General features: G+C 40.1%; 17 protein-coding genes. 8 read left to right on the top strand and 9 right to left on the bottom strand.

Annotation, left to right across the window (positions count from 1 at the left end; translation table 11 throughout):
* The first annotated feature begins 29 nt into the window (after positions 1-29).
* On the top strand, positions 30-764 hold the full coding sequence (locus CYTFE_RS0116105; protein ID WP_027472633.1) for a CDP-alcohol phosphatidyltransferase family protein: 735 nt from the start codon (positions 30-32) through the stop codon (positions 762-764).
* A gap of 119 nt (positions 765-883) precedes the next feature.
* On the opposite strand, the gene CYTFE_RS30095 is transcribed toward CYTFE_RS0116105, so the two are convergent.
* The 7 genes from CYTFE_RS30095 to CYTFE_RS0116065 form a co-directional block, all read right to left on the bottom strand.
* Positions 884-1027 carry a hypothetical protein gene (locus tag CYTFE_RS30095; RefSeq protein WP_154665685.1) on the bottom strand — a complete coding sequence of 48 codons (144 nt, stop codon included), beginning with the start codon at positions 1025-1027 and terminating at the stop codon, positions 884-886.
* A 202-nt stretch (positions 1028-1229) separates the two neighbouring features.
* Positions 1230-2363 (bottom strand): cytochrome d ubiquinol oxidase subunit II, encoded by a 1134-nt coding sequence (cydB, locus tag CYTFE_RS0116095; protein ID WP_027472632.1) that lies wholly within the window; start codon positions 2361-2363, stop codon positions 1230-1232.
* On the bottom strand, positions 2363-3961 hold the full coding sequence (locus CYTFE_RS0116090; RefSeq protein ID WP_027472631.1) for a cytochrome ubiquinol oxidase subunit I: 1599 nt from the start codon (positions 3959-3961) through the stop codon (positions 2363-2365). Before CYTFE_RS0116090 ends, cydB begins: the two co-directional genes overlap by 1 nt.
* Before the next feature lie 12 nt (positions 3962-3973).
* Positions 3974-4177 carry a DUF4492 domain-containing protein gene (locus CYTFE_RS0116085; protein ID WP_044211932.1) on the bottom strand — a complete coding sequence of 68 codons (204 nt, stop codon included), beginning with the start codon at positions 4175-4177 and terminating at the stop codon, positions 3974-3976.
* A 211-nt stretch (positions 4178-4388) separates the two neighbouring features.
* Entirely contained in the window at positions 4389-5582 is a 1194-nt protein-coding gene (locus CYTFE_RS0116080) for an ammonium transporter (RefSeq protein WP_027472629.1), read from the bottom strand.
* Positions 5583-5630: 48 nt separating this feature from the next.
* On the bottom strand, positions 5631-5975 hold the full coding sequence (locus CYTFE_RS0116075; RefSeq protein WP_027472628.1) for a P-II family nitrogen regulator: 345 nt from the start codon (positions 5973-5975) through the stop codon (positions 5631-5633).
* A gap of 286 nt (positions 5976-6261) precedes the next feature.
* Positions 6262-6915 carry a TorF family putative porin gene (locus CYTFE_RS0116065; RefSeq protein ID WP_027472627.1) on the bottom strand — a complete coding sequence of 218 codons (654 nt, stop codon included), beginning with the start codon at positions 6913-6915 and terminating at the stop codon, positions 6262-6264.
* Between the two features lie 912 nt (positions 6916-7827).
* On the opposite strand from CYTFE_RS0116065, the gene gltB reads away from it, so the two are divergent.
* The 3 genes from gltB to CYTFE_RS26845 all read left to right on the top strand — a co-directional run bounded on the left by gltB (position 7828) and on the right by CYTFE_RS26845 (position 15816).
* Positions 7828-12345, top strand: a complete 4518-nt coding sequence (gltB, locus tag CYTFE_RS0116055) for a glutamate synthase large subunit (RefSeq protein ID WP_235207952.1) — start codon at positions 7828-7830, stop codon at positions 12343-12345.
* 99 nt (positions 12346-12444) lie between these two features.
* Positions 12445-13866: a glutamate synthase subunit beta gene (locus CYTFE_RS0116050; protein ID WP_027472625.1), complete on the top strand. Its 1422-nt coding sequence runs from the start codon at positions 12445-12447 to the stop codon at positions 13864-13866.
* Positions 13867-14568: 702 nt separating this feature from the next.
* On the top strand, positions 14569-15816 hold the full coding sequence (locus CYTFE_RS26845) for a T9SS type A sorting domain-containing protein (protein WP_052343238.1): 1248 nt from the start codon (positions 14569-14571) through the stop codon (positions 15814-15816).
* A gap of 171 nt (positions 15817-15987) precedes the next feature.
* Here the strand turns inward: CYTFE_RS26845 and mgtE are convergent, their stop codons facing one another.
* Both mgtE and rsmA read right to left on the bottom strand, forming a co-directional pair.
* A complete protein-coding gene (gene mgtE, locus CYTFE_RS0116030; RefSeq protein WP_027472624.1) occupies positions 15988-17352 on the bottom strand; it encodes a magnesium transporter in 1365 nt (454 codons plus the stop codon).
* Between the two features lie 25 nt (positions 17353-17377).
* Entirely contained in the window at positions 17378-18163 is a 786-nt protein-coding gene (gene rsmA, locus CYTFE_RS0116025; protein ID WP_027472623.1) for a 16S rRNA (adenine(1518)-N(6)/adenine(1519)-N(6))-dimethyltransferase RsmA, read from the bottom strand.
* A gap of 382 nt (positions 18164-18545) precedes the next feature.
* Here rsmA and CYTFE_RS0116020 point away from each other — a divergent pair, with 382 nt between their 5' ends.
* From CYTFE_RS0116020 to CYTFE_RS0116005, 4 genes are all read left to right on the top strand, one after another.
* On the top strand, positions 18546-19538 hold the full coding sequence (locus CYTFE_RS0116020) for a lysylphosphatidylglycerol synthase transmembrane domain-containing protein (protein WP_027472622.1): 993 nt from the start codon (positions 18546-18548) through the stop codon (positions 19536-19538).
* A complete protein-coding gene (locus CYTFE_RS0116015) occupies positions 19528-20475 on the top strand; it encodes a lysylphosphatidylglycerol synthase domain-containing protein (RefSeq protein ID WP_027472621.1) in 948 nt (315 codons plus the stop codon). Before CYTFE_RS0116020 ends, CYTFE_RS0116015 begins: the two co-directional genes overlap by 11 nt.
* A gap of 120 nt (positions 20476-20595) precedes the next feature.
* A complete protein-coding gene (locus CYTFE_RS0116010; RefSeq protein ID WP_027472620.1) occupies positions 20596-21678 on the top strand; it encodes an SPOR domain-containing protein in 1083 nt (360 codons plus the stop codon).
* A gap of 132 nt (positions 21679-21810) precedes the next feature.
* Positions 21811-22938, top strand: coding sequence for a glycosyltransferase (locus CYTFE_RS0116005; RefSeq protein ID WP_027472619.1), 1128 nt, complete (start codon positions 21811-21813; stop codon positions 22936-22938).
* Positions 22939-22940: the final 2 nt, after the last annotated feature.

Here is a 22940-nt window from a genome sequence, read left to right as displayed (position 1 = left end):
CTTTGCTGCTAACTGTTTATTGTTGAATTATGTCTATTACAAAACATGTCCCCAATTTTATTACCAGCCTCAATTTGCTTTGTGGCACCTTGAGTGTTTTTACTGCTTTTCATGGAATGTTAATGGAGGCTTCTCTTCTGCTGTTTTTAGCTTCTGTGTTTGATTTCTCGGATGGCTTTGCTGCCAGGATATTGAAAGCCTATTCTCCGATGGGTAAGGAGCTGGATTCTCTGGGCGATATGGTGAGCTTTGGTTTAGCGCCTATGGTGATGTTGCATATGATGCTTTTTAAAGTAGTGTTGGGTAGTTATGAGGCGGATCTTTTTGCGCAGAATATACCTACTCAGCTATTGATCTTATCCCCTTTTGTGGTGACCGTATTTTCTGGTTTGCGTCTGGCAAAGTTTAATGTGGATACGCGACAGTCGGAAAGCTTTATTGGTTTAACAACTACTGCCACTGGTATGTTTTTGGCTTCCCTGGCTTTTGTGTTTGATAACGGCAGTGGCTGGCTTTTTGATTTGTTGCAGAGTCAATGGTTGTTGTTGGCTTTTGTTCCCGTGTTTTCTTTTCTGCTGATTTCGGAAATTCCTATGTTTTCGTTGAAATTTAAAAGCTTTGGTTTGATGGGTAATGTGGATAAGTATACACTGTTGCTCGCTAGTTTATTCTTTCTTATTTGGTTGGGAGTGGGAGGTATTGCTATTACAATAGCCTTGTATGTCTGTTTTTCACTGGTGCGACTGGTCGTAGGAAGAGCGTGATGCCTGGAGTGTAATAAAACTCATTTGACTTGTTCTCTTAACGTTTTAAATAGAGGCGGTAGCAATACTTAAAAAGTTTTGAGACCGCCTCCTGATCTTAGAATAATTATTGTTGATGATTAAATATCAAAATAATCAGAACCCTCTGATTTTTCGATGTTCGTTTTTTCAAATTTTTTAAGGACCCATTTTACGGCCTGATAACTGATGACAATCAGTACAGGCCAGCTGAGGTACCAAAGTATTTCGTGTAAGTATTTCATCGGTTTAAAAATTAGCGAAACTTCACGAGTCAGTACAAATTTCAATCATTCATCAGTGTGTATCATTGTCTGCTCTGGTCATGTGCGTTTCGTATGATTATAATTTAATTTCAATGTTCACAAGGAACTCGCCAGGACTAATTTATCCCTACTTCTTTGCCAGGGTATCTTTGTGGCTCGTTTCGTGTGCAAGGCTTATGTTTTAATAGATGTGAATATCGTCTGATTCAATTTCCTCCTGATCTATTTTTCGGTTATTGATAGCTCTCCATACATACCATATATAGGCTATCACGAAGGGTATCATGAGTGATACATAGCTCATGGCTGTTAAGGTAAAGTGGCTGGAGCTGGAATTTTCGATAGTCAGAGAACTCTGTAAGCTACTGACAGATGGATAAAAGGAGGTGTTATTATAACCGGCCACTAAAAATAGCGTTAAAACAGTAAGCATTGTTCCTGCGCCACTATACCATATTCCACGCGTGTTTGGCTTTAGGTAGCTGGATATAATGCCATACAATACCAAAAGAACACCCACCAAGAAACCAATGCCTACCAAGGGCATTTCTATCAGGTTATTGAAATATTTAAAAGGCTGCATAATGATTTGTTTGTTGTCGGGATTCACTGCAAATCCGTCTCTTAACAAGAGCCATATCGTAAATGTGAGAAACAAAAAGACAAAGGGAATACCATTGTACAGAAGCTGTTTTTTTGCTCGTGTCATGATCTCTTTATGGTCCACCGCATTCATAAAATACAGTATTGCCAGTACTCTGGCCAGAAAGAAGACGGTTAATCCCAATGATATATTGTGCAGATTTAGAGCAGCTTCGAGCCCATGAAAACTGTTGTCCCATTGTGATTGGTTGTATTCGTTTACTGAAAAATTAGAGCCAGTAAAGAAGGTCGCTACTGCTGTTCCTATAAATATGGTTCCGATGAAGCCATTGATGAATAAGAATGTTTCGTATGTTTTGGGGCCGTAGACATTGCTGGGCCTATTACGAAACTCATAAGAAATGGCCTGTATGATAAAGGCAAACAGTATAATCATCCAAACCCAATAAGCGCCACCAAAACTGGTACTGTAAAACAAGGGAAAGGATGCAAAAAAAGCACCTCCAAAAGTAACCAGTGTGGTAAAGGTGAATTCCCATTTTCTGCCCAGGGCATTTACTAAGATGGTTTTCTCATCTTTTGTTTTGCCCAGGACGGATATGAGTGTCTGACCACCTTGTACAAACATTAAAAATACTAGGATGGCTCCCAATAGTGAGATGAGAAACCACCAATATTGCTGTAGTGCTAAATGTGATAAATTTTCGAACATTACTGAAGTCTCCTTTCTTTTTTGGGTCCTATTTTAATTTGTTTGGTCAATATTCTGATTTCGGCAATCAATAGTGCCGTAAAAGTGATGGCAAATAAGAAAAAGGTAATGATTACGGAACTTGAGTCTATTTGAGAAACGGCTTGCGCTGTTGTCATTAAGTCCTGAATGACCCAAGGTTGTCGGCCAACCTCCGCGACTACCCATCCGGCCTCGGAGGCGATGTAGACCAAGGGTATGGTCCATAGGGCTGTCCATAGTACTATCTTATTGTTTTCTAATTTGTTTTTAAATAGAAGCCAAAGTATGATGATAAATAATATTAAGAAATGACCACCCAAAATGACCATGATGTGAAAAGCATAAAAGGTAAGAGAAATGGGGGGTACCATTTTAAAGGCATTTTTTTCTAGTTGAGCTGGATCCGGGTCATAGTAACTTCCGTAACCAAAGTATTTGAAGTAGTTATTGATCCATTCTTCGTCGTTAAACTTAGCCCTTAGTTCCGCCAGCTTAGGACTGTCAGATTTTTTCGTGGCCTTATAGGCAATTAAGGTTTGTTGTGCTTCGTAACCGCGACGTATTTTTTCTTTATATGACATGATGCCTCTTGATTCGTTGCCCAGGATTAGATCCTTGATTCCTGCCACATAGGCATCCGGTTTTAAAAAGGCCATGTATGAAAGCATGTTCGGAATCTCTATTTTGATTCTAAAGTCACTACGTGCTGTGCTGTCCATGGGGTCGTCTTGAGGATCTCCGATAATACCAATGGCGATTAAGGGGGCATTGGTAGTGCCCTCGTACAATGCTTCCATGGCCGCAAATTTCATGGGTTGTTTTTCGGCCATCTCCCGGGCTGAACTATCACCAGAGGCAATGAGCATGATGGAGGAGAGAACCCCGAAGGTAGCTGCTACCACCATACTTCTTTTGGCAAATAGTATTTCTCTTTTTTTAAGTATAAACCATGCGCTTACGCCTACCACAAAGATAGCAGCCAGGACAAAGCCTGAGGTGGTTGTATGCAGGAATTTGGTCACGGCACTTGGGGAAAGAATGATATCCCAAAAGTTGACCATCTCGTTGCGTGCTGTGTCAGGATTGAATTTCATCCCCCGCGGATCCTGCATCCATGCATTGGCCACTAATATCCATACTGCGGAAAGGTTGGCTCCGATGGCTGTTAGCCATGTAGAAGTCAGGTGAAATCTTTTGCTCACCTTTCCCCAGCCAAAAAACATTACGGCAATAAAGGTGCTTTCCATAAAGAATGCCATGATGCCTTCAATGGCTAGGGGCGCTCCAAAAATATCTCCCACAAACCAAGAATAATTACTCCAGTTGGTCCCGAATTCAAATTCAAGAATAATTCCTGTTGCCACTCCAATGGCAAAGTTGATTCCAAATAGTTTCATCCAGAACTTCGTTATTCGCTTCCATTCGGGATCTCCTGTTTTAACATAGATGGTCTCCATAAATGCGATGATGAGTCCCAGTCCAAGTGTCAGTGGTACAAAAATCCAATGGTACATGGCGGTTAGCGCAAACTGGGCTCTGGACCAATTGACCAATGATAAGTCTACAGATTCTAACATGTAATAATTTTTTTATGGTGTTGTAATTTGTTCAATAACGTGATTGGCTCTTTCTGTATCAGTTTCAAAATCTTTTTTCAATTTATTCTGAAAGAAAAATACCTTGAAGACAACAAACATAATAAATAGCTTTAGCAGAATGATAAACCAAATGGATCTGGCCCAGTCGGGTAAATTTTTAAAGCCATTGATGTAAAAGTCGACAATTTTCTTCATCACTTGTGTTATTATTTGTCATGAAAAAACAACCTAGAAGGATATTTGTTTTTTAAAACAAAAGAAATTAAAGATTTTTTTCTGTAATCGCTTAGAAAGTGGAAAGTTAGTGCATATATTTTTATTTTTATCAAAGAGTGCAAAAAAAAAGCAGTCGAGATTAATCCCGACTGCTTGCATCAAATATTAAAAGCTATGGTTATGTGCGCTATTAATTGTAAGAACTTTGACCGTGTTCGTGAATGTCCAGTCCTTCTCTTTCTTCTTGTTCAGAAACTCTAAGTCCAACAGTTGCTTTCAGAATTTGGAATAAGATTAATCCTAAACCAAAGGCCCAGGCGCCAATTGCAAGAATACCGATGGCCTGGCTTACCAATAAAGAGGTTCCTCCACCATATAAAAGACCTCCTTCGGTTGCGAAAAAGCCTACTAACAGGGTACCCAAAGCACCACAAACACCGTGAACAGAGATAGCACCTACCGGGTCGTCGATTTTTAGTTTTCTGTCGAATAGTTCAATGGAAAATACGACTAATAGTCCGGCAAGGGCTCCTATAATTGCTGCGCCGCCAGGACTAACGATATCACATCCTGCTGTTATTCCAACAAGTCCGGCTAGTGCACCGTTTAAAGTCATTGATAAATCTGGTTTTCCGTAGCGGAACCAAGTCACAAACATGGTTACAACAGCACCCGCTGCTGCAGCTAAGTTTGTAGTAATAAATATTTTTGCCACTGCGTTTGCATTGTCGCCACTGATAGCTAACTGCGATCCGGGGTTAAATCCAAACCAGCCCATCCAAAGGATGAATACACCCAGTGCACCTAGTACCATATTGTGTCCAGGTATGGCATTGGTACCACCGTTGTATTTACCTAGACGAGGTCCGATGGTCCATGCACCAGCTAAGGCCATCCATCCACCTACAGAGTGTACTACGGTAGAGCCTGCAAAGTCATGAAAAGGAGTTTCCATGGTAGATAACCAACCACCTCCCCAAACCCAGTGTCCTGAGATAGGATAAATAATAGCGGTAATTACCACTGTGTATATGAGGTAGGTACTAAATTTTGTTCGTTCAGCCATAGCTCCCGACACAATGGTGGCTGCAGTAGCTGCAAAAACGGTTTGGAAGAATAGGTTGTGGTAATCTCCTTCTACGTTGTAGAAAAAATCAAATGCTCCAAAAAAGGCGCCTTCTCCGCCGTACATGATACTGTAACCAATGATCCAGAATAATAGGGAGCCAAAGGAAAAGTCCATGAAGTTCTTCATGATAATGTTTCCTACGTTTTTCGCTCTTGTAAATCCTGCCTCCACTAAGGCAAATCCTGCCTGCATAAAAAATACTAAAATACCGGCTACCAGTATCCATAATATATCTAAAGCTGCGTTTGCATCCATAATATTTTTCTTTTAATGTTTTTTTTAATCAGATTAATTTGGGGTGATTTATTTGAGGTAAAGAGTTTCAGGTCCTGACTCCCCGGTGCGGATTCTGTATGTTTCTTCTATGTCTGAAACAAATATTCTACCGTCACCAACCTCCCCGGTTCTGGAAGCAGACATCAGTGCCTGTACTGTTTTTTCCAGGTTTTCGTCACGGACGATGATAGAAACTAGACGACGCTCTATAATACTGGTGTCATATACGGTACCACGGTATAGATGTCCTTCTCTGGCAGTGCCTGTTCCTCTTACATCCCAGTATGAGAAAAACGTAATGTCTTGTTCTTCGAGTGCTTTTTTGGCGCTCTCGTATTGTGTTAATCTGATGATTGCTTCAATTTTTTTCATGATAATTTTTTTATAGTTGGTTGAACTATTATGTTTTATTAAAAGAAGGTGAACGGTCGATCTGCACTTTGAAACAAAAGGTGGAAAACGATCCTTTTATAATTTAACGCATGTTGGAGAGAACAATCGCTTGGTTTTCAAGTGTTGAGAAATGATGGCAAAAGCGACGGAATTCACCTTCTTTATAATGTTTTTGTATGATTATAATTCAATTTTCAAAGACCTTATGGAACTTGCCTGGATGAATGATCCCCTTGTTGGTGGGACAATTTCCATGGCTGGTTTCTTATAGTGAAAATCCAACAACTAGATGAAACATTTCGGTATTAGGATTCAAAATGGCCTGGCCGAAGATTGGTAAAGCAAATTTGTCTGTAATTTCTAAGTCTTTAGAAACAGTAAGTGCTATGTTTGATACCTGAAAATCATCTCCTCCTGTAGCAGTAACCCATCCGTTACCTCCGCCAATGGCTAAGGATACATTGTCTGTAAATGCGTATCCAGCTTCCAGATAGTAGGTTCCGTCTTGTGTGTTGGTGGAATTATTCATGATGTAGTTGGCTGCAATGCTAAATGCGCCTGTCTCATATCCTGCATTTAATTCAAAGGAATGTACTGAGATATCTTCGTCTGTTTCGAAAAACGACGTCCCCGGGTAGTAGTAGTCTGTTAGTCCAAAGCTTAATCCATTGTCTAAACCATACGATAAATAAAGATCAGCTTCCTGAAGCATTCCTGTGGAGGTTCCATACGATCCCCATGCACCAATGGCAAAGGACCCAGAAGAATATTCGATTCCCGGTTGGATAGCACCTTTTCCTCCGTCTTGTACGGCTCCTCTGAAAATGTAGTTCGAAACAATGTCTGTTCCTACTGAAAATTGAGCCTGCGCTGCTGTGGCAGCTAAAACAATCGCAAATAATAAAATTACTTTTTTCATTCTAATAGGTATTAATATAGGTTACACATGTATTATGTAGTTATTAAAAACATAGGGTGTTTTTGTTGGGGGTGTTTGTGATATAATAGGTATATTTTCCTATTGGGGTATTCGTTTTTAATACTTACACTGCAAAAATGTAGTTTTTTTTCTTCATACCCAAATAATTTGTAGGTAAAATTGCAAAAAAGATGTTAAAATTATATTTATACCCCATAAAAAGTAGGGTTTCGTAAGTGAAAAGTATAAAATCTAAGTTTGTGACTCTGTTTTTTATGGGGTCTTGTGAAAAAATACAATTGCGTGCAATTTTTTAACCCGGATGTATTAGAACTTCGTTATGAGTGTTAAAATGGCCACCAAAGAAGGCTTTTTGAGGTGAGGCATAGCACCGCTATGGTGAGTTGAAGATAAGTAATGAAGTGACTTGTTTTGAAGCCATTTAAGGCGTAATATATTTTCTAATGCATTTTCCCGGTTGAATGACTCCCTATAATATTGTAATGTGAAGTGTACCTGTAGATGAGAAATGGGAACTGAAATGTTTTGTGTAAAGGATAGTTGTATATATATGCGTTGCGAGTGTATTTTATGCAAAATACATAAGTGGCTATAATACAGGGATTAAGTATGTTTGTGTCTACGTTCTTCATGATAAATATCAGTAAAACATATGCGAAATGGTCATCTTTTAACGTATATTAAAGCTCGTATCTTGGAATATATAATTAAAAATGCTATTTTTGCTTCGTTTTCAAAGTAAAAGTATTGAAAAAATTATAATTATCATCTTATGGGGTGTTGAGTCTGTTGGATTGACTTGCGCCGATGGGATGATGGGATTGGGAGATTGGCCGCTTCGCTTGGTGGATCAGGTTTCAGTATTATTCCTTCTTTATTTAATATATAGATATGATGCAAAAGAGATTTCCAAAGGCAGTTGGGTTGTACGACCCCGCCAATGAGCATGATAACTGTGGGATAGGTTTTGTGGCTAATATCAAAGGACAGCAGTCGCATGATATTGTCAACAGGGGTCTTGAGGTGTTGGTTAACATGACGCACAGAGGTGCTGAAAGCTCAGATAATAAGTCCGGTGATGGAGCCGGAATATTGATACAAGTACCGCATGAATTTTGTAGTTCTTTAGGTTTTGAACTTCCAGAGCCTGGTAAATATGGTACTGGCTTGCTATTTTTGCCCGAAGAAAACAGAGAGGCTTTGCTTTGTCAGGAGGTGTTGAATGCCAGTTTACTGGAAGAAGGTCTAGAGCTTATTGGATATCGTGATGTTCCTGTGGATAGCAGTGTTATAGGAGAGATTGCCAAAAGAACAGAGCCCCGAGTGCGTCAGGTATTTGTAAAAGGTAATTATGAACAGAATAAACTGGAGCGTAAGCTATATATCTCCCGTAAGGTAACTGAAAGAAAAATTCGTGAATCTGAATTGAAGGATAAGGACGCCTTTTATATTCCATCTCTTTCGAGCAAGATATTTATTTATAAAGGAATGTTGACGCCTGCACAGGTGGGTGCTTATTATTTAGATTTGCAGAATCCAAAGTTAAAGAGTGCCATCTCATTGGTTCACTCACGCTTTAGTACCAATACCTTTCCTGCATGGGATTTGGCACAGCCTTTCCGTATCATGGCACACAATGGTGAAATCAATACCATTAAAGGTAACCGTCTGTGGATGCAAGCGCGAGAATCCTTGTTAAAATCTGATCTCTTTGGAGATGATTTGAAAAAAATATTCCCAATTGTGGAACCCGGAAAGAGTGACTCTGCTTCGCTGGATAATGTATTGGAGTTTCTATTTCTTACCGGAAGAAGTCTTCCTCAGGCATTGAGTATGCTTATACCGGAGTCTTGGAATGATAAAAACCCTATTCCTAAAAGCTTAAAGGCTTACTATGAGTTTCATTCAACAATTATGGAACCATGGGATGGTCCTGCGTCTATCGTTTTTTCTGATGGTCGTTATATTGGCGGTACCTTGGACAGGAATGGACTACGTCCTTCACGTTATGTGATTACTAAGAACGACATGATTATTATGGGTTCTGAAGTAGGCGTGCAGACCTTCAAGGCCGACGAGGTAAAAGAAAAGGGACGATTGAAGCCAGGAAAACTATTGTTGGTGGATACTAAGTTGGGTATCATTATTCCTGATCAGGAAATTAAAGCACAGCTTTCACAAAAGTATCCCTTTGAAAACTGGCTGAAAGAAAATCGTATCCGTCTGAAGGATATCGAGGTAAAGCATCGGGTAAAATCATCCATAGATGATTACCATACCTATCTCAAAACATTTGGTTATTCCAAAGAGGATGTGGAAACTTTGATCACACCAATGGCCAAAACAGGAATGGAGCCTATTACCTCAATGGGGAACGATACGCCTATTGCGGCCATGTCGGAAAAGCCACAGCGTTTATTCAACTATTTTCGTCAGTTGTTTGCACAGGTAACCAATCCTCCTATCGACCCGATACGTGAGGGACTGGTAATGGCTTTGACCAATTATATAGGTTCTGCTTCTAAAAATCTTCTGGAGTATACGCCATCTCACTGTCGTTTGATTAAATTTGAGAGTCCTATTGTTACCAATACTGACTTGGGTAAAATAAAAGACTATAGAAGAGAGGAATTTACCCAGGAAACTATTCCGATGCTGTATCCCGTGAAAGAAGGTGGTGATGGAATGAAGAAAGCCGTTGAAGACATGTGTGCTGCCGCAGAAAAAGCGGTAGATAATCAGAAGAACTTTATTATATTATCGGATAGAAATATCAACAAAGATATGGCACCGGTACCCTCATTGTTGGCCGTAGCCGCGGTACACCATCATCTGATTAAAACGAAAAAACGGATGCAAACGGGGCTTGTGGTTGAAACAGGTGAGGCACGTGAAGTAATGCATTATGCATTGTTGTTAGGCTTTGGTGCTAGTGTTATCAACCCGTACTTGAGCTTTGCGGCCATTGATGATTTGGTGAAGAAAGGCGAGATCAATATGGATTATGCCGATGCTAGAGAAAATTATATAAAAGCTGTAGATAAAGGATTGTTGAAAATTCTTTCTAAAATGGGTATTTCTACCTTGAGAAGTTACCATGGTGCGCAGATTTTTGAGGCAGTGGGTATCTCTCAAGAGATTGTGGAAAAGTATTTTACTGGTACATCTTCTAAAATTGGCGGAGTAGGCTTTGAAGAATTGGCTCGGGAAGCTGAAATGTTTCACGAAAAAGCTTATGCGGTGGCATCAGCGGATGAGGTGTTGAATAGTACAGGTAACTATGCTTACCGTAAATATGGTGAAAAACACGGCTGGAACCCTGAAACGATTGGCCTATTGCAATGGTCAACTACCAATGGAGATTATGGTAAATTCAAAGAATACAGTAAGATTGTGGATGCCGATAATAAGTCGCCACTGTTCTTACGTGGATTATTAAAGTTAAAAGATAGAAAGCCAATCGATATTAGTGAGGTGGAACCGGTTGAAAATATAACCAGAAGGTTTGTGACGGGTGCCATGAGTTATGGTTCTATCTCCAAGGAGGCACATACTGCTTTGGCTATGGCCATGAATGAAGTGGGTGGAAGAAGTAATACGGGAGAAGGAGGTGAAGATTCTGAAAGGTTTAAGACCAATGCAAGGAGTTCCATCAAACAGGTGGCATCCGGAAGATTTGGAGTGACCAATAATTACCTGGTCAATGCCGATGAGCTTCAAATTAAAGTGGCTCAAGGTGCTAAGCCTGGTGAGGGAGGTCAGCTGCCAGGCTTTAAGGTGGATAAGATTATTGCCAAATTGAGAAACTCAACACCGGGTATTACCCTTATTTCGCCTCCTCCACATCATGATATTTATTCCATAGAGGACTTGGCTCAATTGATATTTGACCTGAAATGTACGAACCCGACTGCTGATGTAAGTGTTAAGTTAGTTTCTGAGTCAGGAGTGGGAACGATCGCGGCCGGAGTAGCTAAGGCGCATGCCGACCTGATTGTGATCGCTGGTACTGAGGGAGGTACGGGTGCTTCACCAACAAGTTCGGTGAAGCATGCGGGTATGCCCGTTGAGGTAGGTCTGGCTGAAACGCAACAAACACTAGTGATGAATAATTTGAGGGGTAGGGTTAAGTTGCAAACCGATGGACAGCTGAAAACCGGGCTGGATGTTATTAAAATGGCCATCCTGGGTGCTGAGGAATTCGGTTTTGCCACCTCAGCCCTGATCACTTTAGGCTGTGTGATGATGCGTAAGTGTCATCTCAATACTTGTCCGGCCGGTATCGCCACGCAAAATCCTGAACTTAGAAAACGATTTATCGGTAAATATAAGTATGTGGTTAACTTTATGAACTTCATTGGTGAAGAGGTTCGTGAATATCTGGCTCAACTGGGTTATAAGTCGCTGGATGAGGTGATTGGTCGTACCGACCTGATGGAGCAAAATCCTGCTGTTGGTAACTGGAAAACAAAGGGAATTGATATGAGCAAGTTGCTTCATTTCCCAGATGAAGCTAAGATATATCCATTGCATCATACTACAGCCCAAACACATGGTATTGGTGATGTGATGGATTGGCAATTGATTGAAGAGGCACAGCCTGCCCTGTTAAACCAATCTAAAGTATGGATCGCCAAAACCATTGGTAACACAGATCGTACGGTTGGTGCTATGTTATCAGGAGAGGTGAGTAAGCGTTATGGTGAGGAGGGATTGCCTAAAAATACCATCAACTGTAAGTTTAGTGGCTCAGCAGGGCAAAGCTTTGGAGCCTTCTTGAGCAAAGGAGTGGCCTTTAAATTAGAAGGTGATGCCAATGATTACCTGGGAAAAGGACTTTCGGGTGGTAAGATTATTGTTGTGCCTCCGTCGGGCTCTACTTTTAAGCCAGAAGAGAATATTATTATTGGTAACACTGTGTTATATGGAGCAACATCCGGTAGTGTATACGTGAGAGGTGTGGCCGGTGAACGTTTTTGTGTGCGGAACTCAGGAGCTGCCGCTGTGGTTGAAGGTGTTGGAGACCATTGTTGTGAATATATGACTGGCGGTAGGGTTGTTGTGATCGGTAAAACAGGTAGGAACTTTGCTGCAGGTATGAGCGGAGGTATTGCTTATGTGTTGGACGAAGAAGGTAATTTTGAATATTACTGCAATAAAGGATTGGTGGAGTTGTCTCCTGTAGAGGATGCAGCTGATGTGCAGGAGCTGCAGTTTTTATTGAATAAGCACCTGTTACATACCAATAGCGAAAAAGCACAGGATATACTGGTGAACTGGAACAAGTATCTGCCTAAGTTTGTTAAGGTTATACCTTTTGAGTACAAGAAAGTACTACAGGAGCGTAAAATCAAAGAACTTGAGCAAAAACTGAAGGAAACGGAAGATGCTCCTTATGTGAATGAATAATATTTTATCAATAAGTATTGAATGTAGAAGTGAGTCCACTGTAGTGAGGTATCCTGTAGAAGGTATGCCAGGTGGACGAGCTTTAAAAAAAATATAAAAATGGGTAATCCAAAAGGTTTTATTGAGGTAGCTCGCAAGGAGAGTGGCTACCGCCCCGTAGTAGAGCGTATAGATGATTATGGTGAGGTGGAACAAACGCTGAACGAACAGGATAGAAAACTACAGGCTTCCAGGTGTATGGATTGCGGTATTCCGTTTTGTCACTGGGCTTGTCCTGTAGGAAGTAAAATTCCGGAATGGCAAGATGCTATCTATAAGGGAGACTGGAAACTGGCAAGTGATATATTGCATTCAACCAATAGCTTTCCTGAGTTTACAGGACGTATTTGTCCTAACCCATGCGAGAAATCGTGTGTGCTAGCTATCCATAAAGAAGCGGTGACAATTCGCGAAAATGAAGCATCTGTTGTTGAAAAAGCCTTCGCCGAAGGTTATATACAACCTCGTATACCTAAAGTTCGAACTGGTAAAAAGGTGGCTGTAATTGGCTCCGGTCCTGCTGGTATGTCTACAGCTGATGTGCTTAACCAAATGGGGCATACTGTGACCGTGTATGAGAAAGATGAGGCTGTTGGTGGATTGATGCGTTTTGGTATTCCCGACTTTAAGTTGAATAAGAAAATTATAGACCGCCGTGTGGAGATTTTTAAACAGGAAGGTATCCAATTTAAAACCAATCAATATGTTGGGTTTGATGTGAAAGGCGAAAAGTTATTGAAGGATTTTGATGCCGTTGTTTTGGCCATTGGAGCTATGCAGCCACGCGATTTGCCGGTGGAAGGACGTGATCTTAAGGGCGTATATTTTGCCATGGAATACCTTACTCAACAAAATAGAGTCAATAGAGGCGACAAAATAGCCAATAAGGACCGGATTGATGCTAAGGGTAAAAATGTATTGGTTATTGGTGGGGGAGATACCGGATCGGATTGTGTTGGTACATCTAATCGACATAAAGCCAAAAGTGTGACGCAAATAGAAATTCTTCCTAAACCACCCGAGGAAAGAGGTGCAGGAAATCCATGGCCGTATTGGCCCACCACTCTTAAGACATCGACTTCACATGAGGAAGGATGTGAACGGAGATGGAGCTTGTCAACCAAAAGATTTATTGGATCAAATGGCAACCTTAAAAAAGTGGAACTGGTGGAGGTTGAATGGACCAAAGATGAAAAAGGAGCCTGGAAAATGAATGAAGTGCCGGGATCTGAGCAAATAATGGATGTGGACTTGGTGTTTTTATCCATGGGCTTTGTGCATGCTGTGCACAGAGGCCTGGTGGAAGAGCTGGCCATTGAAATTGATCAAAGAGGTAATTTAAAAGTGAATAGTCATTATCAAACAAGTGTCGATAAGGTGTTTGCTGCAGGTGATGCGCATAATGGTGCTAGCTTAGTGGTGACGGCTATTCAAAAAGGTAAAGAAGCTGCTCAGGCAGTAAATGAATTTATGATGGAGTAAGCGTTTTATTTTAAATGGATCATATAGAAAAAAGGAAGACCTGGTGGCCTTCCTTTTTTGTTTTGGGAATATTCAGTCTCAGCAAGAAAACCCATGTTTTTAAAATAGGCGAGTTAAATGGATTAATCCCAAAAGTTGGAGCTGTTAAAAAGTATTTATTTAGATGTTAAATAGAAACAGACAAAATAAATTGTAAAAGAAAATTATCATATAAGTTAGATACATTGCTCTCAATTAGATAACGGAAGTACCAATGTTGCAGCAAGATCTTTCAATGCAAAAGTAAAGGATTTCAGAAGATAATTCGGAGGTGTTGTTGATGTAAAGTTCTTCTTGCTCAGTTTAATAAAAATATTTGCATGACAACTATAAACAACATTCATACTTAACTTTTGGCACTGACCCATAAATTGTTCAACAAACCATCGATTGCATGAATAAGGGGTATTCGCTTCAGCAAACAGTGGATCATGTTAAACTGCCCGATTCTTTAATTAATCAACCTAATTTACAGGAGTTCTATGGTTCTGTGGCCTGGGGGGAGTGCGTTCTATATATTTTCATTATGTGGGTTGGATTGATGAGGAAATGATAAATATTGTATCTTTGGTGTGCTGTGGAATTGTATACGTACCAAACTAGTATGGACAGAGTAAATAATTGGACACATAGGTGAATGATTGAAATGAAAATTATAAACGCATGAAATCTATTTTTTGCTTGTTTGCCTGGGGCGTGCTGAATGTGTTAACGGTATTCGGGCAATCTTATACGGGGCCAATACAGAAACCGACCAGTGGCTATGGCGCAGAGGGAAGTTACGCCGTAGCCATACAATCTTTTCCGAATCCAAATTTTTTGGGTCATGACATAGTAATATATTATCCTGAGGGCATCACATCTTCTGTTCCTACGCTATTTTATAGTCATGCTTATGGCGGAAATAATCCTGCTAATATTTCAGGTTTCCTAAATTTTGTAGCTAAAAAAGGTTATGCAGTCGTTTTTGTGCCGTATCCAACAGTGGGAGCAACAGTTGGAGAGCGGTATGCCAATTTGTTAGATGGTTTTATACAGGCAGCGCACGACTATCCAGATATTATTGACACAACAAAAGTGGGCTTTGTGGGGCATTCTTTTGGAGGGGGTGCTGTTTATGCCAATGCTTATTATTGCTTCGCTACCTTGAATTGGGGGCTTTCTGGACGTTTTATTTTTTCGATGGCACAATGGTACACTTTCCATATTTCTCAAACGGAGCTGGAAGCATTTCCCAAGGATGTAAAGTTTTTGGCTATTGTCTATGAGGATGATGTAAGCAATGACCATCGTATGACAAACGATATTTTTACAACCATTGGTATTCCTTCCTCAGAGAAAGATTATCTGATGATACCCTCTGCAAACATTGGGGGGTATGATTATGCTGCCGACCATCAGGTCCCCAATAATACAGCCTTTGATGCACTGGATTATTATGCTTATTACAGACTATTGGATGCCATGTGCGATTATGTTTTTAACGGTAATGAAGAAGCAAAAGATGTAGCTTTAGGCAATGGGAGTGAGAATCAAATTACGATGCCTGAAGGTATGCCAGATTTGATACAGAGTGATGTGCCAAACTTTGCGAATGAACAAAGCACTTACCTGTTTCCTTGTGATTCGCACAATAACCCAAGGCAAGCGCATTGTGATGCGGTTATTTCAGTAAGTACTAGTGTCAAAAACACGCATATTTCATTGACCCCCAATCCGGCTAACACATTTTTTCATGTGGAGACGGAGCAGATAATTTCTCAAATTGATATTTTCAACCAGCAAGGACAACTTGTGAAATCAGCAAGTACGAAAGATGTTTCCATTGCAGAATTGTGTAGCGGGCTTTATTTTGTTAGGGTTGGTTTGGTCAATAATCATTTAAAAGTGTGCAGACTGATTAAGGAATAAGTCCGAATGCCACTATATAGTCTTTGCAAGAAAACTCCAAATACTGCGTTATTCTCATTTTTGAAACAGTCATTTACCATCAGTAAACTCCTTGGTTTCAAAAATATCGAAAGCCTTGTCTTTGAAGCTTTCTTATCAAAGACAGAAAAAATAGTAGTTTTCTTGCAGCCACTATATAAGTATGTTATAACAGATGGTTGCGATGGTCAAGTAAAGAAACATGCCGATAATATCGTTGAGTGTAGTAACGAAAGGACCGGTAGCCACCGCAGGGTCAATATTCATTCTTTTCATTAATAAAGGAATAAATGTGCCGAACAGTGAAGCAAACACAACCACCGAGAAGAGCGCAATGGATACGGTGTATGTTAACGCAAGGTTTTCACCTATGATCAGGTTATAGCCTAAAATGATGGCCGAAAGAATGGTGGCGTTTATAAATGCGATTCCCAATTCTTTAAAAAGTTTTCCCCACGTAGTATCAAGTCCCATGCTACCCGAAGCCAAAGATTGCACGATGATTGCGGATGATTGCATACCAATGTTACCTCCCATCGCGGCAATTAAGCCCATAAAAAAGGATAGTTCCGGATGTGTCTCCATGAGGTTCACAAACCCGCTTACTACCCTGGAACTAAGTACGCCGCCTATCATACCTATGATAAGCCAAGGCATGCGCGCGCGCGTATGCACCCATACTCTGTCGGATGTTTCCACATCGTCGGTAATACCAGAAGCCAGTTGGTAATCTTTTTCAGCTTCCTCACGAATGAAATCCACCACATCATCAATGGTGATTCTGCCTACCAGGCGATTGATGCTATCGATAACCGGGAGCGCCACCAAATCGTATTTTTCCATGATGGCACTTACCTCTTCAGCCGGTACATCGGTTCTAACCGAGATTAAGTCGTCGTTGTAAATGTCCTTTACCGTTTTGTGGATGGGGCTCAGTAGCAATCTTTTTAAGGACAATGTGCCTTTTAGAATGCCATCGTTGTCTACCACGTATACATAATATACCTCGTCCATTTCTTCGCCCTGTCGTCGCATACTTCTCAGACAGGTTGTCAGATTCCACGATTCTTTTACTTTGATAAATTCCTTGGCCATTAAACCACCGGCTGTATCTTCATCGTATGACAATAGATCAGCAATGTCGCCAGCCGATTTAATATCGTCCATATGTGACAATACCTCCTGTTGGCGATCATCATCCATTTCTCCAAGCACATCGGCGGCATCATCCGACTCCATCTTGTCGATAAAGCGCTTGGCAATGACTTCACTGGGCAAGGAATCCAGAAATCTTTTCCGTTCATCTTCCTCTAATTCAGTGATGACATCGGCTGCGGTTTCGTCATCCGCAAGTAAGTATAAATATTTGGCCTCCTCAAGGTCCAGCTCTCTGAATAACTCAGCAATGTCGGCTGGGTGTAGCTCACTTAGATTGTCAAGGATGCTATTTTCTTCCTTGAGCTCTATTTTATCTCTTATTCCATCTACGTATTCTCGGGTTAACTTAAACTTAGCCATAAGCTATATGGTATTAATGGGTATTCTAATTTTGTTGTAGGTTGGCTTCAATAAACTGTGTGAGTTCAACAAATTCCTGCACGCCTAGTTGTTCGGGACGTTTGCTAAAGATGTCCATGTCAGGTATCTTTTCCCGGTTGAACTGAATGGATTTTAATGAATTGCTCAGTGTTTTTCGCCTTTGGTTGAAGCCTGTTTTTACAACTCTGAAAAATAATTTTTCATCACAATCCAGCTTTTGGGTTTGATTACGAATAATACGTATTACACCTGACTTGACTTTGGGAGGAGGGCTAAAGACATGCTCAGGGACAGTAAATAGATATTCAACATTGTAATAGGCTTGCAAAAAGACACTTAAAATGCCGTATTTCTTACTTCCGGGAGGGGCAGCTAATCTTTCAGCTACCTCTTTTTGTAGCATACCTACTACTTCTGATATTTGCTCTTTGTAATCCAGTACCTTAAAAAAAATCTGGCTCGAGATATTGTACGGAAAATTACCTATGATGCTAAGTGTTTCGGTGCTAATATCGTGTAGATCCATTTTTAAAAAATCACCCAAAATAATACGGCCCTTTAATTGTTCGTAATTTTCTTCAAGGTAAGTTACTGATTCTGAATCTATCTCTATTACTTTTAGGTTGATGTCTTGCTGGGTTATAAGGTATTTTGTAAGTACACCCATTCCAGGTCCAATCTCCAATACATTGGTTTGGTGATTTGTAAGACTGTCGGCTATTCTTTTGGCGATATGCTCGTCCGTTAAGAAGTGCTGACCCAGGTGTTTTTTTGCTTTAACCTTTTTCATATGATTCTATTTATTTTCAATGGCCATATGGAACTCGCCAGAATTAATCATCCTCCTGTGTGTGAATTTATTCCCATGGCTCGTTTCATATGCTTATAATTTTCTTTCAATGGTCATATGGAACTCGCGGGGCTTAATCATCTGCCTTGTGAGAACGTTGTTTTTATGGTTTGTTATATCGTTGCTTACCAGTTAGTATTTGTTAGTAGCTATGTGCCTTTTATTTAATTTGTTTGCGCTAATTATAAACTAATGTTAAAACGTTTTGGTCAAACAAATAATCTTTTATAAAATTGCAGTCGCAAAATCTGCGGCAAAGGTAAAATTTTAAATCTATTTATCCTTTAATATTACTGAAAGGGTCGGTTATAATTACAACGCATTGAAGAAATCATTACTTAATACACTTAAATTCCTGATTTATTTATCTATTGGGGGATTTTTGATGTGGTTTGTTTATCGTAATTACGATATGCAGGAAATTCGGGCAACGCTAAATAAAGGAATCAATTATTGGTGGTTGTTATTGTCAATGTTGGTTGGATTGGCCAGCCATTTTAGCCGGACCATCAGGTGGCAGATGTTAATTGAACCCATTGAAAAGAAGACACATATCACCAATACTTTTTTTGCGGTGATGATAGGGTATTTTGCTAATCTGCTGATTCCTCGTATGGGGGAGATTTCCAGATGTGGAGTTCTAAGCCGTTATGAAAAGGTGTCGGTATCAAGATTGATTGGTACGGTTGTGGTGGAGCGGCTGATGGATGTTATTATGCTTATTATTTGTCTATTGCTGGTATTGGCCTTGCAGTTTAGTGTGGTTACTGAATTCCTTTTTAAAAATACCGATTTTAGTAAGTTCTCCAATGTTTTTACTTCTGTGTGGACCTATGTGGTTATTTTGGTTCTTATTTTGGGAGTGCGTTTCTTTAAAAAATGGTTCTCGCAAACATCGCCATATATTAAATTAAAAGGCTTGTGGGCAAAGTTCTCGGAAGGTTTTTTGGCGGTGAAGAATATCAAAAACAAGTGGTTGTTTGTAATGCATACCATCTTTATATGGATCATGTATTTTTTAATGATCTATGTTTGTTTTTTTGCCTTCGAGTTTACTTCACATCTAACACCTTTGGCCGGATTGTCGGCCTTTGTTCTGGGTAGTCTTGGTATGGTAGCTCCGGTGCAGGGAGGTATGGGGCCATGGCACTTTATGGTTATTGCTACCTTGCAAATGTATGGAGTGTCTGAAAATGAAGGGGCTGCTTTTGCCCTGATTGTATGGAGCTCTATTAATGCAATGATTGTTGTGCTTGGTATTGTTTCTATGATTATTCTTCCTTTGATTAATCGTCATCAAGCAGATGGGCAGTAAGCTCACTAAAGGACGATGGGGAGGGGCTGTTATTGCAATAGCCAGTTTTGTTTATATTGCCTTTCGGTTACATTCCTATGGGGATCATTGGGATGCTATCTCGATACAGAATGAGAAATTAAAATGGCTGCCCTGGCTGTGCCTGGTTCAATTGTTTCTTCTCAGTCTTAATATATGGTTTGAATCTAAAAAATGGCAGGTGCTACTGCGGCCTGTAATCCGAATTCAATCGGCATTGTCCATTAAGATGGTTTTAGCTGGTTTTGCTTCGGGGATATTTACGCCTGCAAAGATAGGGGAGCCTATTGGACGTCTGATGTTCTTGCCAAAAAAAGAGTGGGCTAAAGCCACGATATTACATTATCTGGGCGCTGTCATCCAAAATGTAATTATTTTTGTTGTGGGTATGGCAGGTCTTGTTCTTAGCTGGAACTATTTTTCTATACATCTATCGCCTGCTACCTGGATTTATATTCTGGCCTTATGCGCGCTGGTAATTGTGACTCTTGTTTTGCTTTTTCATAAGGCATGGGTTAAAAAAGCCTTGCTGAGATGGGGCTATATCCATAAAATAAAGGACTTGGTGGAGGAATTAGGATCCATTCCTTTATGGTCTGTTGCTCCCGTATTTTTATATAGCTTTTTACGTTTTGTGGTTTATAATTCGCAATTGTTTATGTTGTTGTGGTTCTTGGGATATGACTCTTTGTGGATGGGAATCGTAATCATACCGGTTTATTTTATGTTAATAACTGTGGCGCCTTCGTTTTTTTTGGCGGATATAGGTGTCAGAGGTTCTGTGGCTTTGTTTGTGTTCGCAGAGTTAGGCTTGTCAGATGTAAATATTGTATTGATAGTGACGGTGTTGTGGTTGCTTAATCAAGTAGTGCCGGCCTTGTTGGGAAGTGTTATGGTGCTTTTGAAAAAGAAGCGATAAGAAAGTTTTAGTATGTTAAAAACTAAAGTTTTGCCATAAAATATCTTTAATTCTCAAAAACTCATTATCTTTAGTTCGATTTTTCCTGATAATAATCTTGAAAACCGATAATACGCTATAATGGAAAAATATATTCTAGAATTAATTTCACATAACAATAGAGTTATTATCCCTAACTTTGGAGCATTCATTATCTCAAAGGAACAGGGAGCAAGTATCTTGTTTAATAATTTTTTAAGTTTTAATGACGGGCTGCTGGTTAATTATGTGGCCAAGCAAAAAGATATTGATACGATTGTTGCAACCGATCAGGTTTTTGAATACGTTGATAAACTTAAGAAAGAACTGGATGAGTCTGGCACATATGTCATCGATAGGTTAGGATCTTTTAAAAAGGATTCCAATGGTATCTTGCGGTTTCAGCAGTCAGAGGACTTTGCTGATTTATTAAATGAAGATTCGATCAATCCGCCGGACAGGAATACGGATGATAAAAGTGATGTAGTGGATGAACCTAAGAAAAAGGTTTTTGTGTTGGATGTGGATGAGCCAGATGATAAAAGCGAAGCTATACCAACCAGGAAGAAGGTAGAGGCTAAAACGGATGTGGGGGCTGTTGAAACGAGTGAGGCAAAAAAGGTAGTTGTGCCTCCCGTAGCATCTGCACCGGAAAAAGAGAAGGTGGAGGAGAAGAAAGTACAGTTGAAGAAGAACACTCCGGTTGAGGATCGTCATAAGAAAAAAAACAATAGTGGCTTGGTCATTTTTCTGATTATTACGGCCATTATCATCATTATTTTGGGTGTCTATTTCTTGTGGTTAAAGAAACCATCAGAGAAGCAGCCGAAGATCGTAGAGAAAGAAGTTGTAAAGCCTGTAAGTAAGCCTGCTGTAGTAAAGGATACTGTTGCGGTGAAGCATACGGTTCAGCAAAATCAGAAGCCTGTAAAAGCAAAGCCTTCGGTGGTGCGACCCATGAAAGGACAAATACATATTATTGTAGGTGGCTTTGCTGAAGCTGCTAATGCTCATAAAATGGTAGATAAGCTTAAGAAACAAGGGTTCTCAAATGCTCAGCTCATCACCAAAGGGTCTATGCATTTGGTGAGTATTGATTCTGGTACTTCGTATACTAAGGTTGAAGCTCGTCAACAGGAGATCCTTGACCAAAGGATTGAGAGCTGGTTGTATACTATCAAGTAGTTTACATATGTTATATAGTGACTGTAAGAAAACAACTGTATTGTCTGTCTTGTAAAGACTATATATATTCCCGGATCCGTTGTGTGGTCCGGGATTTTTTTTATCCGTATTTTATAGTTCTGATCTATTATCATGTTTTTTTTAGTGTTTATCATTTTGTTATCGGTGATCTTGGGAGCTTATATTTTTACAATTGTACGCTTTGCGAGCGGTTGGGATATGATAAAAGAGTATGATCGCCCATTGGGAGGCAAGGCCGTAGATTTGTCCTGTGTCATTGCATTTCGTGATGAGTATGAGTGTATCCCGCGCTTAATAGAGGGATTAAAGAGGCAGACTGTGACTCAGTGTGAGATTTTGTTGGTGGATGATGGTAGTACCGACGGTTCCTTTGAATTGGCCAGTCTTTTAACGGCGGAATTAAGTCATATTAGATTACTGAAAAATGAAGGAAGTGGTAAAAAAGCAGCTCTGACAACAGGCGTTCGGGCGGCTCAATTTGCTTATGTTGTTTTTACGGATGCTGACTGTGTTCATCCGCCCAACTGGTTACGTAATATAGCTTATTTTTTAGGTGAATATAATACGGATTTATTGGTGGGGCCGGTAAAGATTTCTCCTGTGAATAATCGTTTCCACTTGTTTCAGTGTGTTGATTTTTTGAGCTTGGTAAGTTCGGCGCTTGGTTCAATAGGGCAGGGGAAAGCGATTATGTGCAATGGTGCAAACCTGGTCGTTAAAAAGGAAGTATGGTTAAGTGCGCAACCGCAACTTAAAAATGAATATGCCTCGGGTGACGATATTTTTTTGATGCAGTTTTGTGTTGCCCATAATAAAACAATCCGCTTTCTTAAAAACCGTCAGTCTGTGGTGGAGACTTATCCGCAAAAGACGATGGGAGACTTGTTGAAACAGCGTGTGCGGTGGGCTTCTAAAAGTAAAGGCTATACTGATTTATTTACCTTATATGTGGCCTGGCTCGTGTTTTTGTCCAATCTATTGGTGGCGATGATTCCGGTGATGCTGGTGCTGGACCTGCGTGTGGGATTGTGGGCTGTTGGTATGGGGGGCATGAAAATGATAGTGGATTATTGGCTCATACGCAAAGGTGCCGTTTTTTTTAATGTGGCTGTAAGGCTGCGTGATTATTTATGGATAGCCTGTGTTTATCCTTATTATACGGTATTGTTGGTGTGTAGAGCTTTGCAGGGGCAGCCAGCGGATTGGAAAGGAAGAGGTATCTATCATAAACGAAGTTGATA

Origin of the sequence: Saccharicrinis fermentans DSM 9555 = JCM 21142 (genome assembly GCF_000517085.1) — a bacterium.
GTDB lineage: Bacteria > Bacteroidota > Bacteroidia > Bacteroidales > Marinilabiliaceae > Saccharicrinis > Saccharicrinis fermentans.
Note: the sequence above shows the minus strand (reverse complement) of the source record. Positions and strands in the feature narration are given on the sequence as shown.